Source organism: Streptomyces sp. CT34, from assembly GCF_000805335.1.
Lineage (GTDB): Bacteria > Actinomycetota > Actinomycetes > Streptomycetales > Streptomycetaceae > Streptomyces.
The window spans coordinates 4,194,004-4,209,127 of record NZ_KN708638.1 but is presented as its reverse complement, the minus strand read 5'-3'; the positions used below and the strand labels follow the sequence as shown (position 1 = coordinate 4,209,127).

Genomic DNA, 15,124 nt, shown 5'->3' with positions numbered 1-15,124 from the left:
AGGACACACTATGCACAGCCTGTGGACAACAACTTGAATCCCCAGGCCCGCCCTGACTACCGTGACTGAACTCCGATTCCTTCCCGCCCGTCCTGAGAATCACACATTCGTGGGACTGTGAGAGAGCGTGCCCTGTGGCTGATGTACCTGCCGATCTTGCCGCAGTGTGGCCACGCGTACTCGATCATCTCCTCCGGGCCGAGGCCGACGGCCTCAAGCCGAAGGACCAGGACTGGCTCAAGCGCACCCAGCCGCTGGCGCTGGTCGCGGACACCGCGCTGCTCGCCGTGCCCAACGAATTCGCCAAGGGCGTCCTCGAAGGCCGGCTGGCGCCGCTGATCGGGGAAGCGCTCAGCCATGAGTGCGGCCGGCCGATCCGGATCGCGATCACCGTCGACGACTCCTCCGAGGAGCCTCCGGCCCAGCAGTCCGCACCGCAGCAGCCTCAGCACCCGCAGACGCAGCAGCAGCAGCCGCAGCACGATGCGTACGACGGCTACGACGGGCGGCACGAGACCCGGCAGGGCTACGGGCACCAGGGCGACGACCTGCCCTCGGTCCGCCCCGCCTATCCCGATTACCCGCAGCCCCGGCACGAGCCCGGGGCCTGGCCGCAGCACTCCGCCGTCGACGCGGTCGGCCCGCGCGAGGAGTACGGCTGGCAGCAGCAGCACCTCAGCGGTTACCCCGACCGCGAGCCCTCCGCGGAACAGTGGCGCGAGCCGTACACCTCCCCGCAGCCGCCGCACCTCCAGCACCAACAGCACCAGCACCAGCACCAGCAGCCGCAGAACGACTACCGCGCGCAGGCGCCCGACCGCAGTGGGCCGCCGCGGCACGGCGAGGGCCCGCGCTCCCCTTATGACCAGCAGCGCCGCGATCACTCCGAGCTCCCGCCGCCCGGCCCCAACGGCCGGCCGGGCGGCCCCGGCGCCACGCTGCCCGCACCCAGCGGCGCACCCGGGCCGCTCGCCGCGCAGCCCGCACCGGCGACCGGCCCCGGGGAGCCGACCGCGCGACTGAACCCCAAGTACCTCTTCGACACCTTCGTCATCGGCGCCTCCAACCGCTTCGCGCACGCCGCCGCGGTCGCGGTCGCCGAGGCACCGGCGAAGGCGTACAACCCGCTGTTCATCTACGGGGAGTCGGGGCTGGGCAAGACCCACCTGCTGCACGCCATCGGGCACTACGCGCGCAGCCTGTATCCCGGCACCCGGGTGCGGTACGTGAGCTCGGAGGAGTTCACCAACGAGTTCATCAACTCCATCCGCGACGGCAAGGCGGACGCGTTCCGCAAGCGCTACCGGGACATGGACATCCTGCTCGTCGACGACATCCAGTTCCTGGCGAGCAAGGAGTCGACGCAGGAGGAGTTCTTCCACACCTTCAACACGCTGCACAACGCGAACAAGCAGATCGTGCTCTCCAGTGACCGGCCGCCCAAGCAGCTGGTCACCCTTGAGGACCGGCTGCGCAACCGCTTCGAGTGGGGCCTGATCACCGACGTCCAGCCGCCGGAGCTGGAGACCCGGATCGCGATCCTGCGCAAGAAGGCGGTGCAGGAGCAGCTGAACGCGCCGCCGGAGGTGCTGGAGTTCATCGCGTCCCGGATCTCGCGCAACATCCGCGAGCTGGAGGGCGCGCTGATCCGGGTCACCGCGTTCGCGTCGCTGAACCGGCAGCCGGTGGACCTGGGACTCACCGAGATCGTGCTGAAGGACCTGATCCCCGGGGGCGAGGACGCCGCGCCGGAGATCACCGCGACGGCGATCATGGCGTCGACCGCCGACTACTTCGGGCTGACCATCGACGATCTGTGCGGATCCTCGCGCAGCCGGGTGCTGGTGACGGCCCGCCAGATCGCGATGTACCTGTGCCGGGAGCTGACCGATCTCTCGCTGCCGAAGATCGGCGCCCAGTTCGGCGGGCGCGACCATACGACCGTGATGCACGCCGACCGCAAGATCCGCGCGCTGATGGCCGAGCGGCGCTCCATCTACAACCAGGTCACCGAGCTGACCAACCGCATCAAGAACGGCTGACGGGCGGCCCTCGCCGCCGACCGCCACAGGCGCATCCAGGGCGCTCCGGGACCGGTTCCCGGAGCGCCCTTCGCCGTATGGGAGAGCGCGGTGCGTCAGGACGCGGACGGACCGCCTTGCAGGAGCGCCGTTCCGTGGGTGCTCGGGAGACCGCAAGGCACCTTCGAGGTTCTGATGAGCTCCCGCTAGCTCCTGCTGAAGTCCGCCGCGAGGGTTCCGGGCCGGTTTCCGGGGCTGTCCGGCACCGTCCGCCGCCGTCCCAAACCTGTGGAGCGCGCCGTCTCTGTTCGATTCCGGGCCTGGTCACGGCCTCTCTCCACAGATTGGGCGAGAATCTTCCGTCCACACCCTGGGGAGAGGAAAGTTATCCCTGTGGGATCCACAGGTGGATGTTCTGACGAGCCATCGGGCAAGGTCAGCGACGTGTGGAATTGTGGCCAACCGTGATCCACAGGTTGTGGACAGAAATTCCGTCCACAGGGCTGGGGGCAGCTTGTCCACCGGCAACCCACAGGTGAGCCGCGGTTGTCCCCAGTGATCCCCAGCTTCTCCACACCCCTGTCCACTGTTCGGCAACGCAACACCCGGCCTCACCGCGCCGAGTGAAAGCGGTCACACCAAGGTGGTGGGTTGGGCTGTGGGGAACGTGGGTAATCCTGGGGACGGCACTGGGGAGAAGTAGCGCTGCCCTGTGCATCGGGTGTGCAGAACTTCGGGCGGTCCACAGAAGAGGCCGCTTATCCACGGCTGCCGCCCACAGGGGCGGTGGACAAAAAATCCGCGCTGACCTGCGCAAAGGCAGTTGTCCACGGTTTCCACAGGCCCTACTACTACGACCACGGATAGCTACCGGGGAATTCGCTCGGAATCGGGCCCTGTGCACAACTCGCCTCCGGAGCGCCCGGCACCGGTCGAGCCGACTTGACCCCGAGCCGCACCGAGTGTCGGTGGCGTGCGTCAGACTGGTCTCCGGCAACTCAGCCGACGACGAAGAGCCAGCAGGGCGAGAGCCAGCAACAGCAGGAGGCGGTTTCCGGTGAAGATCCGGGTGGAGCGCGATGTACTCGCGGAGGCAGTGGCCTGGGCGGCCAAGAGCCTCCCGGCCCGTCCGCCGGTGCCCGTCCTCGCGGGCCTGCTGCTGAAGGCGGAGGACGGCGCACTGAGCCTCTCCGGCTTCGACTACGAGGTCTCGGCGCGGGTCTCGGTGGAGGCCGAGGTGGAAGAAGAGGGCACCGTCCTCGTCTCCGGCCGGCTGCTCGCCGACATCTGCCGGGCCCTCCCCAACCGCCCGGTGGAGATTTCCACCGACGGTGTACGAGTGACCGTCGTGTGCGGCTCCTCGCGCTTCACCCTCCACACCCTTCCTGTGGAGGAGTACCCGTCGCTGCCCGCGATGCCCACCGCCACCGGCACGGTTCCCGGTGAGGTCTTCGCCGCTGCCGCCGCCCAGGTGGCCATCGCCGCCGGCCGTGACGACACGCTTCCGGTGCTCACCGGCGTCCGGATCGAGATCGAGGGCGACACGGTCACCCTGGCCTCCACCGACCGCTACCGCTTCGCGGTCCGCGAGTTCCTGTGGAAGCCGGAGAGCCCGGACGCCTCCGCGGTCGCGCTGGTGCCCGCCAAGACGCTGTTGGACACCGCCAAGTCCCTGAGCAGCGGCGACACCGTCACCCTGGCGCTGTCCGGCTCCGGGCAGGGCGAGGGCCTGATCGGTTTCGAGGGAGCCGGGCGGCGAACCACGACCCGTCTGCTGGAAGGCGACCTGCCGAAGTACCGGACGCTCTTCCCGACGGAGTTCAATTCGGTCGCGGTGATCGAGACCGCCCCGTTCGTCGAGGCCGTCAAGCGTGTGGCACTGGTCGCCGAGCGGAACACCCCGGTGCGGCTGAGCTTCGAGCAGGGCGTGCTGATCCTGGAGGCCGGCTCCAGCGACGATGCACAGGCTGTGGAGAGGGTGGACGCCGAGCTGGACGGCGACGACATCTCGATCGCCTTCAACCCGGGCTTCCTCCTGGAGGGCCTGTCGGCCATCGACTCCCCGGTGGCGCAGCTGTCGTTCACGACGTCGACCAAGCCCGCGCTGCTGAGCGGGCGCCCGGCCAAGGACGCCGAGGCGGACGACGCGTACAAGTACCTGATCATGCCCGTCCGGCTCTCGGGCTGATCCCTGCGGCGCCGCTTCTTCAGGGCCCTTCTGCCGACCGGCTGACGGGCCCTGATGAGCGGCTGAGCCCACAGCTGTGCACGAGGTCGCGGGCGTAGGCTCGGACTCAGGTACGAACAGCAACGACTACGTGCAAAGAGGGTCTCTGATGGAGCTCGGTCTCGTCGGTCTCGGCAAGATGGGCGGCAATATGCGCGAGCGCATTCGCCGCGCAGGCCACACCGTCATCGGATACGACCGCAACCCCGACCTGGCCGATGTGGACAGCCTCAAGGCGCTTGTGGACAAGCTCAAGGGCCCGCGGGTGGTCTGGGTCATGGTTCCGGCCGGTGCCGCCACCCAGGCGACGATCGATGAGCTGGCGGAGCTGCTCTCGCCCGGCGACATCGTCGTGGACGGCGGCAACTCCCGTTGGACCGACGACGAGAAGCACGCCGAGGAGCTGGCCGCCAAGGGCATCGGCTTCGTGGACTGCGGTGTCTCCGGCGGCGTCTGGGGCCTGGAGAACGGCTACGCCCTGATGTACGGCGGCGGCAAGGAGAACGTCGCCACGGTGCAGCCGATCTTCGACGCCCTCAAGCCCGAGGGCGAGTTCGGCTCCGTCCACGCCGGCAAGGTGGGTGCGGGCCACTTCGCGAAGATGGTCCACAACGGCATCGAGTACGCGATGATGCAGGCGTACGCCGAGGGCTGGGAGCTGCTGGAGAAGGTCGACTCGGTCACCGACGTGCGCGAGATCTTCCGCTCCTGGCAGGAGGGCACGGTCATCCGCTCCTGGCTGCTGGACCTGGCCGTCAACGCCCTCGACGAGGACGAGCACCTGGAGAAGCTGCGCGGTTTCGCACAGGACTCCGGTGAGGGCCGCTGGACCGTGGAAGCCGCCATCGACAACGCGGTACCGCTGCCCGCGATCACGGCGTCGCTGTTCGCACGCTTCGCGTCCCGCCAGGACGACTCCCCGCAGATGAAGATGATCGCCGCGCTGCGCAACCAGTTCGGTGGCCACGCGGTCGAGAGCAAGAAGTAAGCAGCAACCAGCTCGGCAGCCGGGGGAGGTCGGCGCGTAGCTATGCACGTATCGCATCTGTCGCTCGCCGACTTCCGCTCGTACGCCCGGGTCGAGGTCCCGCTCGACCCGGGCGTCACGGCCTTCGTCGGCCCCAACGGGCAGGGCAAGACGAACCTTGTCGAGGCCGTCGGCTATCTGGCCACGCTCGGCAGCCACCGGGTCGCCTCGGACGCGCCGCTGGTGCGGATGGGCGCGGACCGGGCGATCATCCGGGCCGCGGTCGTCCAGGGCGAACGGCAGCAGCTGGTGGAGCTGGAGCTCAATCCGGGCAAGGCGAACCGCGCCCGGATCAACAGGTCGTCGCAGGTCAGGCCGCGCGATGTGCTGGGGATCGTCCGCACCGTGCTGTTCGCGCCGGAGGATCTGGCGCTGGTCAAGGGCGACCCCGGCGAGCGCCGGCGGTTCCTCGACGAGCTGATCACCGCCCGTTCGCCGCGGATGGCGGGGGTGCGCTCCGACTACGACCGCGTCCTCAAGCAGCGCAACACCCTGCTGAAGACGGCGGCGCTGGCCCGCCGGCACGACGGGCGGAGGGGGGCACCTCCCGCGCGAGCGGATTCGAGCGTGGGGGCGGACCTGTCGACGCTGGACGTCTGGGATCAGCATCTGGCCCGCGCGGGGGCCGAGCTGCTCGCGCAGCGGCTCGATCTGATCGCCGCGCTGCGCCCGCTGGCGGACAAGGCGTACGAGCAACTGGCCCCGGGCGGCGGGCCGTTGGGGCTGGAGTACCGCGGTTCCGCGGGCGAGGCGATGGCCGCCGCGGCGAACCGCGAGGAGCTGTACGGCGTGCTGCTGGCAGCGCTGGGCGAGGCCCGCAAGAACGAGATCGAGCGCGGCGTGACCCTGGTCGGGCCGCACCGCGACGATCTGCTGCTGAAGCTGGGGCAGTTGCCGGCTAAGGGCTATGCCAGCCACGGTGAGTCCTGGTCGTACGCGCTGGCGCTGCGGCTGGCGTCGTACGAGCTGCTGCGGTCCGAGGGCAATGAGCCGGTGCTCGTTCTCGACGATGTCTTCGCCGAGCTGGACACACGGCGCCGGGAGCGGCTGGCGGAGTTGGTCGCGCCGGGCGAGCAGGTGCTGGTGACGGCGGCGGTGGACGACGATGTGCCGGGGGTGCTGACCGGGGCGCGCTACGCGGTGTCCGACGGCGTCGTGGAGAAGGTGGACCGGTGACCGAACCGCAGCCGGAGCGGCCCCGGATGCCGGAGTTGTCGGGTGTGGATCTGGCCCGTCAGGCGCTGGTCGCCGCCAAGGAGCAGGCCCGCGCCCGGGGGGCTGCGGCGCAGCAGAAGAAGCAGGCCCGGCGCGGCGGGCTGCGCTCGGGTGCGCGGGCGGACGGCCGCGACCCGCTGTCGCTGGGTGCCGCGATCAACCGGCTGATCACCGAGCGCGGCTGGGAGACCCCGGCGGCGGTCGGCGGGGTGATGGGTCGCTGGCCGCAGCTGGTGGGGCCCGAGGTGGCGCAGCACTGCGAGCCGCAGCGGTACGACGAGGACGCCCGAGTCCTGACGGTGCAGTGCGATTCGACGGCCTGGGCGACGCAGCTGCGGCTGCTGGCGCCGCAGCTGGTGGCCCGGCTGAATCAGGACCTGGGCCATGGCACGGTCAAGATGATCAAGGTGTTGGGGCCCGGTGGCCCTGCCCGCCGGTACGGGCCGCTGCGGGCGCCCGGCAGCAAGGGCCCTGGCGATACCTACGGCTAGATCCCGGCGCGAGGAGATCCCGGCGTGAGGCGGGGGCGGTGTTTCACATGAAACACCGCCCCCGCCTCGCTGTCCGGGCCGTTTCACGTGAAACGGATCGAGCGGCGGGACGGGGCGTAGGGCGCGTGTAAACACGTGTGACGCATGAGACTCCGTAAACGGTAGCCGCCGGTTGACATCCCGAAGCGCTGAGTGCCCGTTTGAGCGTCCTGAGGCCCCTTCTCGCATATGGGGAGTCGGCGGACGTCAGTTCAGGGCGGCACATGACGACTCAGGCGCCTGCAAACCCCCATGAGTGTCCGCGCTACCGGTAGACTGGTAGGCAATCCCGCCCACTCGCGGAACATGTCGAACGACGAGCCGCTCCCGCCTGTCTTCCCAGGGGTCTTCCCCGCAGGTCCGGAAGGGCTCGTGCTGTGCCAGAAAGGGCGCTTCGTGGCCGACTCCGGCGACCTCAACGAGAACAACATGGCTTCTACCGAAGAGGGGGTTCCCGCAGGTGCCGTGGGCGACTCCTCGGTGGAGAAGTCGTACGACGCCAGCGCGATCACCGTCCTTGAGGGCTTGGACGCGGTCCGCAAGCGCCCCGGCATGTACATCGGCTCGACGGGCGAACGCGGTCTGCACCACCTCGTGTACGAGGTCGTGGACAACTCGGTCGACGAGGCGCTGGCCGGGCATGCGGACACCATCGACGTGACGATCCTGGCCGACGGCGGTGTCCGCGTCGTCGACAACGGCCGCGGCATCCCCGTCGGCATCGTGCCGTCCGAGAACAAGCCGGCCGTCGAGGTCGTGCTGACGGTGCTGCACGCCGGCGGCAAGTTCGGCGGCGGCGGCTACGCGGTCTCCGGTGGTCTGCACGGTGTGGGCGTCTCCGTCGTGAACGCGCTGTCGTCGCGGGTGGCCGTCGACGTCCGCACGGACGGCTACCGCTGGACGCAGGACTACAAGCTCGGTGTGCCGACCGCGCCGCTGGCCAAGCACGAGGCCACCGAGGAGTCCGGCACCTCCGTCACCTTCTGGGCCGACGGCGACATCTTCGAGACCACCGAGTACAGCTTCGAGACGCTGTCCCGGCGCTTCCAGGAGATGGCGTTCCTCAACAAGGGTCTGACGATCGCGCTGAAGGACGAGCGCCCGGACCACGTGGACGAGGACGGCAACGCGCTCTCGGTCCGGTACCACTACGAGGGCGGCATCGTCGACTTCGTGAAGTACCTGAACTCGCGCAAGGGCGAGCTGGTGCACCCGAGCGTGATCGCGGTGGAGGCCGAGGACAAGGAGCGGATGCTCTCGGTCGAGATCGCGATGCAGTGGAACACTCAGTACAGCGAGGGTGTCTACAGCTTCGCCAACACCATCCACACCCACGAGGGCGGCACCCACGAAGAGGGCTTCCGTGCCGCGCTGACTGGCCTGATCAACCGCTACGCCCGCGACAAGAAGCTGCTGCGCGAGAAGGACGACAACCTCACGGGTGAGGACATCCGCGAGGGTCTGACGGCGATCATCTCGGTCAAGCTCGGCGAGCCGCAGTTCGAGGGCCAGACCAAGACCAAGCTGGGCAACACCGAGGCCAAGACCTTCGTCCAGAAGGTCGTCCACGAGCACCTCACCGACTGGCTGGACCGCAACCCCAACGAGGCCGCGGACATCATCCGCAAGGGCATCCAGGCGGCGACAGCGCGGGTCGCGGCCCGCAAGGCGCGCGACCTGACCCGCCGCAAGGGGCTGCTGGAGACGGCGTCGCTGCCCGGCAAGCTGAGCGACTGCCAGTCCAACGACCCGACGAAGTGCGAGATCTTCATCGTCGAGGGCGACTCCGCCGGCGGCTCGGCCAAGTCCGGCCGCAACCCGGAGTACCAGGCGATCCTCCCGATCCGCGGCAAGATCCTCAACGTCGAGAAGGCCCGGGTCGACAAGATCCTTCAGAACAACGAGGTCCAGGCGCTGATCTCGGCCTTCGGCACCGGAGTCCACGAGGACTTCGACATCGAGAAGCTCCGCTACCACAAGATCATTCTGATGGCGGACGCCGATGTCGACGGCCAGCACATCAACACCCTGCTGCTCACCTTCCTGTTCCGCTTCATGCGTCCGCTGGTCGAGGCCGGGCACGTCTACCTCTCGCGCCCGCCGCTGTACAAGATCAAGTGGGGCCGGGACGACTTCGAGTACGCCTACTCCGACCGCGAGCGGGACGCGCTGCTCGAGCTCGGCAAGCAGAACGGCAAGCGGATCCGCGAGGACTCCATCCAGCGGTTCAAGGGTCTCGGCGAGATGAACGCCGAGGAGCTGCGCATCACGACCATGGACACCGACCACCGTGTCCTCGGCCAGGTCTCGCTGGACGACGCGGCCCGCGCGGACGACCTGTTCTCCGTGCTGATGGGCGAGGACGTCGAGGCACGCCGTTCGTTCATCCAGCGCAACGCCAAGGACGTCCGCTTCCTCGACATCTGAGCCCTGTCGGCCCGAACAACAGCCGCAGCTCGAAAGGACTTTGAACCACCATGGCCGACGAGAACCCCCCTGTGACCCCGGACGGCGTGACCGCCGAGGGCGCGCCCGCCGCCATCGAAGGCGTCGGGATGCGCGTCGAGCCCGTCGGGCTCGAAACGGAGATGCAGCGCTCCTACCTCGACTACGCGATGTCCGTCATCGTCTCGCGTGCGCTGCCCGATGTGCGCGACGGCCTCAAGCCGGTGCACCGCCGCGTGCTCTACGCGATGTACGACGGCGGCTACCGCCCCGAGAAGGGCTTCTACAAGTGCGCCCGCGTCGTCGGCGACGTCATGGGTACGTACCACCCGCACGGTGACACCTCCATCTACGACGCGCTGGTCCGCCTGGCGCAGCCGTGGTCGATGCGGATGCCGCTGGTCGACTCCAACGGCAACTTCGGCTCCCCGGGCAACGACCCGGCCGCGGCCATGCGGTACACCGAGTGCAAGATGGCCCAGCTCTCCATGGAGATGCTCCGGGACATCGACGAGGAGACCGTCGACTTCCAGGACAACTACGACGGCCGCAACCAGGAGCCGACGGTCCTGCCGTCCCGCTTCCCCAACCTGCTGATCAACGGCTCGGCCGGTATCGCCGTCGGCATGGCCACCAACATCCCGCCGCACAACCTCCGCGAGGTCGCGGACGGCGCGCAGTGGGCGCTGGCCCACCCCGAGGCGTCCAGCGAGGAGCTGCTGGACGCGCTGATCGAGCGGATCAAGGGCCCGGACTTCCCCACCGGCGCGCTGGTGGTGGGCCGCAAGGGCATCGAGGAGGCGTACCGCACCGGCCGCGGCTCCATCACGATGCGCGCGGTGGTCGAGGTCGAGGAGATCCAGAACCGCCAGTGCCTGGTGGTCACCGAGCTGCCCTACCAGGTCAACCCCGACAACCTCGCGCAGAAGATCGCCGACCTGGTCAAGGACGGCAAGATCGGCGGCATCGCGGACGTCCGCGACGAGACCTCCTCGCGTACCGGCCAGCGGCTGGTCATCGTCCTCAAGCGGGACGCGGTCGCCAAGGTCGTCCTCAACAACCTCTACAAGCACACCGATCTGCAGACCAACTTCGGCGCGAACATGCTCGCGCTGGTCGACGGGGTGCCACGCACGCTCTCCCTGGACGCGTTCATCCGCAACTGGGTCACGCACCAGGTCGAGGTCATCGTCCGCCGGACCAAGTTCCGGCTGCGCAAGGCCGAGGAGCGGGCGCACATCCTGCGCGGCCTGCTCAAGGCGCTGGACGCCATCGACGAGGTCATCGCGCTGATCCGGCGCAGCGAGACGGTCGAGATCGCCCGCGAGGGCCTGATGGGCCTGCTGACCATCGACGAGATCCAGGCGAACGCGATCCTGGAGATGCAGCTGCGCCGGCTGGCCGCCCTGGAGCGCCAGAAGATCACCGCCGAGCACGACGAACTCCAGCGCAAGATCAACGAGTACAACGCGATCCTGGCCTCCCCGGAGCGCCAGCGCCAGATCATCAGCGAGGAACTGGCCGCGATCGTCGAGAAGTTCGGCGACGACCGGCGCAGCAAGCTGGTGCCCTTCGAGGGCGACATGTCCATCGAGGACCTGATCGCCGAAGAGGACATCGTCGTCACCATCACCCGTGGCGGCTATGTGAAGCGGACGAAGACCGACGACTACCGCTCGCAGAAGCGCGGCGGCAAGGGCGTACGGGGCACCAAGCTCAAGGAAGACGACATCGTCGACCACTTCTTCGTCTCCACCACCCACCACTGGCTGCTGTTCTTCACCAACAAGGGCCGGGTCTACCGCGCCAAGGCGTACGAACTCCCGGACGCCGGGCGGGACGCGCGGGGCCAGCATGTGGCCAATCTGCTGGCCTTCCAGCCGGACGAGCAGATCGCGCAGATCCTGGCGATCCGCGACTACGAGGCGGCGCCGTACCTGGTCCTCGCCACGAAGGCCGGCCTGGTCAAGAAGACCCCGCTCAAGGACTACGACTCGCCCCGCTCCGGCGGTGTGATCGCGATCAACCTCCGGGAGCGGGAGGACGGCACGGACGACGAGCTGATCGGCGCCGAGCTGGTCTCGGACACCGACGACCTGCTGCTGATCAGCAGGAAGGCGCAGTCGATCCGGTTCACCGCGACCGACGAGGCGCTGCGCCCGATGGGCCGCGCCACGTCGGGTGTGAAGGGCATGAGCTTCCGCGAGGGCGATGAGCTGCTCTCGATGAACGTGGTCCGGGAAGGCACGTACGTCTTCACCGCGACCGACGGCGGCTACGCCAAGCGCACCGCGGTCGACGAGTACCGCGTCCAGGGCCGCGGCGGCCTGGGGATCAAGGCCGCCAAGATCGTCGAGGACCGGGGTTCGCTGGTCGGCGCGCTGGTCGTCGAGGAGTCGGACGAGATCCTCGCGATCACGCTCGGCGGTGGCGTGATCCGTACGCGGGTCAACGAGGTCCGGGAGACCGGCCGTGACACCATGGGCGTCCAACTGATCAACCTGGGCAAGCGCGATGCCGTCGTCGGCATCGCACGGAACGCCGAGGCCGGCCGGGAAGCCGAAGAGGTCGACGGGCCCGAGGGGGCCGACGAGACCGGTGCGGCCGAGGAGGCCGCGCCCTTGGCGGCCGGGGGCGAGCAGCCCGCGGCGGAGTAACCGAGGAGTAGGTCGTGAGTGGAGCCACGGGCGCTGCGGCGGGCGGACCGGGAGTCGGCGAGGACTCCCCGTCGGGACCCGCAACCGTGACGGAAGACGGCGCCCGTGGCTCTTCCATGTCCGAAGGCACCCGGGACGACGGTGCCCACGAGGGGGGAACCATGGCCGATACCCGACAGCCCCAACCACAACCCCAGCCGCAGGCCCGGACCGGCGGCCAGGTGAAGCCGCAGGGCGGCCCACAGGAGCCCTACCAGCCGCCCCAGGCGTACCGCACGGCCGGCGGGCAGGACGGCGCCGGGCAGGCGGTGCGGAAGCCGCGTACGGGTGCCGGCACGGCCCCGAGGACGCGCAAGGCCCGGCTCCGGGTGGCGCGTACCGACCCGTGGTCGGTGATGAAGGTGAGCTTTCTGCTGTCCATCGCGCTGGGCATCTGCACGGTCGTGGCGGTGACGGTGCTGTGGATGGTGATGAACGCGATGGGCGTCTTCTCCACCGTCGGCAGGACGATCAGCGAGGCGACCGGATCGGCGGACGGCGGCGGCTTCGACCTCCAGTCGTTCCTCTCGCTGCCGCGGGTGCTGCTGTTCACCTCCGTCATCGCGGTGATCGACGTGGTCCTGGCGACCGCGCTGGCCACGCTCGGCTCGTTCATCTACAACCTGTCGGCCGGCTTCGTCGGCGGTGTGGAGCTGACCCTCGCGGAGGACGAGTGAGCCCTCGCGCGCGGGCGTTCCCGGGGCCCCGGGAACCGATTTTGGGAACGCCTCTGAAGTGCGCTAATCTTTCGGTGCAGCGAACGAGCGGCTATAGCTCAGACGGTTAGAGCGCTTCCCTGATAAGGAAGAGGCCCCAGGTTCAAGTCCTGGTAGCCGCACCGCAGCATCGGCCCGGCCGGAGAAAACTCCCGCCGGGCCGATGCTTTTTGCCGGGGAGACGGGAACCGGGGGCACGGGCGATTCGTTGTACAGGGGCGGAAGTTGAGGCCCTTCGGCGCCCGGGAACGGGGTGTTGCCGAGTGCGGGCTAGATAACCGATCGGTATCGGCCGGTGTGTATCATCGGCCGACATAGGGTCCCCTACGTCAACGAAAGACGAGGTCGCGCGGTGAAGAAGCTTCTCCTGGTCGCACTGGCCGCCATCGGCGGGCTCCTCGTGTACCGCCAGATCCAGGCGGATCGCGCCGAGCAGGATCTGTGGACGGAGGCGACCGACTCCGTGCCCGCAGGTTCGGGTGTGTGAGACCACACGCACAGCACAGTTTGCGGAGACCCCGGTTGCCGATGAGCGGCCGGGGTTTCGTACGTCCGGGAGCGGACAGGCCGGTCGGTTTGCTATCGCACATCATTGCATTGCAATGGCAAAGTCGATGTCCGGGATGGCGGTGGCTGTGATGTGATCGGCGGGACGCGAGGGGGACGACGACATGGCACGACGACCATCCCGCGGGGCGGTGGCGGCGCTCGGGGGGCTGTTGCTGGCCCTCACCTCGGCGGTCCTCCCGGCCGCGGCGGCACCGCCCGCGGCGCCGGCCGCCGAGGACACCGGCATGACGCACGACGCCCCGGATGCCGGGGCGCTCTCCCGCCAGGTGCAGCGGTCCGGTCAACTCTCCCCACCCGGCTACCAGTTGAGTGGTAAACCGGTCCGGGGCACGGCCGACCGGCAGAGTGCGCCGGTCATCGCGCCGGGGCAGTATCAGGACAGCATCGGCCCCAACGAAGAGCGGTACTACGCCACCGACCTGGACGCGGCGTCGGCGGCGGACTTCTCGGCGACGGCGGTCCCCCAGGCCGGCGCGGCGGCCGACGCCCCGGACGCGCTGCACACCAAGGTCGTGTACGGCACGGACAGTTCCTGCGCATCCACGACCGCGATGTCCGGGCAGCGGGACGGAGCCGCACCGCTGACCTCGGCCGTCAGCCGGATCCCGTCGCAGCACGGCACCAACAGCTGCGACAAGGCGGGCCGGTACTGGCTGGTCGTCCAGCGCACGGCGGCCAAGGCGGCGAGCGCCGCCCGCTGGCCGCTGGAGCTGACGTTTCACGTGGAACCTCCGCTGCCCAAGGGCGTCACTCCCGCCCCGTCCCAGCCGGACTACGGCGCCGGCGGCAAGGACGCCACGCTGCCCACCACCGCTCCCAAGGGGGTCTCCGGCGGCACCGGCTTCAACGACGCCAGCCTGCTGCACCAGGGCGTCTGGCGGGACCGGATCCTTCCGGCCCAGACGCTCTGGTACAAGGTGCCGGTCGGCTGGGGCCAGCAGCTGCGCTACGACGTGGAGTTCGCCAACGAGCCCAAGGCCAAAGGCTCTGTCACCCGGACGTCCTTCGGCAGCACCCAGGTCTACACGCCGTACCGGGCGCCGGTCGGCAACGGCACCGGCCAGTTCATCCCGCAGGTGCCCTACAACGGGCGGGTGGCGTCGCTGAAGATGGGGACCGTGCCGGTCTCCTGGGCCAACCGCTACGAGACCCATCCCGACGTCATCCCCGTCCACGCCAAGGGCGACTTCTACATCGCGGTCACGCTGGGCGCCAGGGCCGCCCAGATCAGCGAGAGTCCGCAGATCGGTGTGGTGCTGCGGGTGGCCGTCCTGGGCAAGGAGAAGGCCGGGCCGGAGGCCGCCGCGACGCCGCTCAACAGCGGTGTCACGGGCGGTGGTTCGGGGTCCGCGGCGGGCACCGGCAGATGGCCCGCGATCCGGGTGGCCGGGGTCTCCGTCGGCGTGGTGGGCGTCCTGCTGCTGGTGGGCCTCGGGACGTCGTACGTCTGGGCCCGCCGCAAGCCGCGGCCGACCGGTGCGGCGGGGGATCCGCGGAAGAGCGGCTCGTGGTGAACCGCCGGGCGGCGGCCCGGGGCTTGGTGGTCCCGGTGGCGCCGGCCGTACCGGTGCTCGCACCGGGCACGGTGGGCGTGGCCGCGGCCGGCGGCGTACCGGGCTGTGCGAGGGCGCCCGACGGCACGGCGGCCACGGGCGGCGCCGCCCCGGCCCGCTGAGC

The 15,124-nt window shown here is 69.5% G+C and carries 11 protein-coding genes and 1 tRNA gene; all 12 read left to right on the top strand.

What is annotated here, in order from left to right:
* Positions 1 to 134 precede the first annotated feature (134 nt).
* Positions 135 to 2,042, top strand: coding sequence for a chromosomal replication initiator protein DnaA (dnaA, locus tag RZ84_RS18390; protein WP_078893901.1), 1,908 nt, complete (start codon positions 135 to 137; stop codon positions 2,040 to 2,042).
* A gap of 1,036 nt (positions 2,043 to 3,078) precedes the next feature.
* A complete protein-coding gene (dnaN, locus tag RZ84_RS18385; RefSeq protein WP_043265215.1) occupies positions 3,079 to 4,209 on the top strand; it encodes a DNA polymerase III subunit beta in 1,131 nt (376 codons plus the stop codon).
* Between the two features lie 148 nt (positions 4,210 to 4,357).
* Positions 4,358 to 5,236: a phosphogluconate dehydrogenase (NAD(+)-dependent, decarboxylating) gene (gnd, locus tag RZ84_RS18380; RefSeq protein WP_043265214.1), complete on the top strand. Its 879-nt coding sequence runs from the start codon at positions 4,358 to 4,360 to the stop codon at positions 5,234 to 5,236.
* Positions 5,237 to 5,278: 42 nt separating this feature from the next.
* Positions 5,279 to 6,451 (top strand): DNA replication/repair protein RecF, encoded by a 1,173-nt coding sequence (gene recF, locus RZ84_RS18375; RefSeq protein WP_043265213.1) that lies wholly within the window; start codon positions 5,279 to 5,281, stop codon positions 6,449 to 6,451.
* 26 nt (positions 6,452 to 6,477) lie between these two features.
* Positions 6,478 to 6,981, top strand: coding sequence for a DciA family protein (locus tag RZ84_RS18370; RefSeq protein ID WP_241778071.1), 504 nt, complete (start codon positions 6,478 to 6,480; stop codon positions 6,979 to 6,981).
* 411 nt (positions 6,982 to 7,392) lie between these two features.
* Positions 7,393 to 9,447: a DNA topoisomerase (ATP-hydrolyzing) subunit B gene (gene gyrB / locus RZ84_RS18365; RefSeq protein ID WP_043265211.1), complete on the top strand. Its 2,055-nt coding sequence runs from the start codon at positions 7,393 to 7,395 to the stop codon at positions 9,445 to 9,447.
* 50 nt (positions 9,448 to 9,497) lie between these two features.
* Complete coding sequence (gyrA, locus tag RZ84_RS18360; RefSeq protein ID WP_043265210.1) at positions 9,498 to 12,122, top strand: DNA gyrase subunit A; 2,625 nt, start codon at positions 9,498 to 9,500, stop codon at positions 12,120 to 12,122.
* Positions 12,123 to 12,238: 116 nt separating this feature from the next.
* Positions 12,239 to 12,838, top strand: a complete 600-nt coding sequence (locus RZ84_RS18355) for a DUF3566 domain-containing protein (protein ID WP_241777754.1) — start codon at positions 12,239 to 12,241, stop codon at positions 12,836 to 12,838.
* An 87-nt stretch (positions 12,839 to 12,925) separates the two neighbouring features.
* Positions 12,926 to 12,999 (top strand) — tRNA-Ile (locus tag RZ84_RS18350).
* 230 nt (positions 13,000 to 13,229) lie between these two features.
* On the top strand, positions 13,230 to 13,364 hold the full coding sequence (locus RZ84_RS41360) for a DLW-39 family protein (RefSeq protein ID WP_003958712.1): 135 nt from the start codon (positions 13,230 to 13,232) through the stop codon (positions 13,362 to 13,364).
* A gap of 184 nt (positions 13,365 to 13,548) precedes the next feature.
* On the top strand, positions 13,549 to 14,961 hold the full coding sequence (locus RZ84_RS18345; RefSeq protein ID WP_198540008.1) for a hypothetical protein: 1,413 nt from the start codon (positions 13,549 to 13,551) through the stop codon (positions 14,959 to 14,961).
* Positions 14,955 to 15,122, top strand: a complete 168-nt coding sequence (locus RZ84_RS39055) for a hypothetical protein (RefSeq protein ID WP_157878855.1) — start codon at positions 14,955 to 14,957, stop codon at positions 15,120 to 15,122. The genes RZ84_RS18345 and RZ84_RS39055 overlap by 7 nt, the downstream gene beginning before the upstream one ends.
* The last annotated feature ends 2 nt before the right edge of the window (positions 15,123 to 15,124 follow it).

What these genes read in the sequence shown, in the direction of transcription:
- RZ84_RS18345 (WP_198540008.1), top strand. Translation starts at nt 13,549, where the DNA reads ATGGCACGACGACCATCCCGCGGGGCGGTGGCGGCGCTCGGGGGGCTG.
- gyrA (WP_043265210.1), top strand. Translation starts at nt 9,498, where the DNA reads ATGGCCGACGAGAACCCCCCTGTGACCCCGGACGGCGTGACCGCCGAG.
- RZ84_RS18355 (WP_241777754.1), top strand. Translation starts at nt 12,239, where the DNA reads ATGTCCGAAGGCACCCGGGACGACGGTGCCCACGAGGGGGGAACCATG.
- RZ84_RS18370 (WP_241778071.1), top strand. Translation starts at nt 6,478, where the DNA reads ATGCCGGAGTTGTCGGGTGTGGATCTGGCCCGTCAGGCGCTGGTCGCC.
- gnd (WP_043265214.1), top strand. Translation starts at nt 4,358, where the DNA reads ATGGAGCTCGGTCTCGTCGGTCTCGGCAAGATGGGCGGCAATATGCGC.
- recF (WP_043265213.1), top strand. Translation starts at nt 5,279, where the DNA reads ATGCACGTATCGCATCTGTCGCTCGCCGACTTCCGCTCGTACGCCCGG.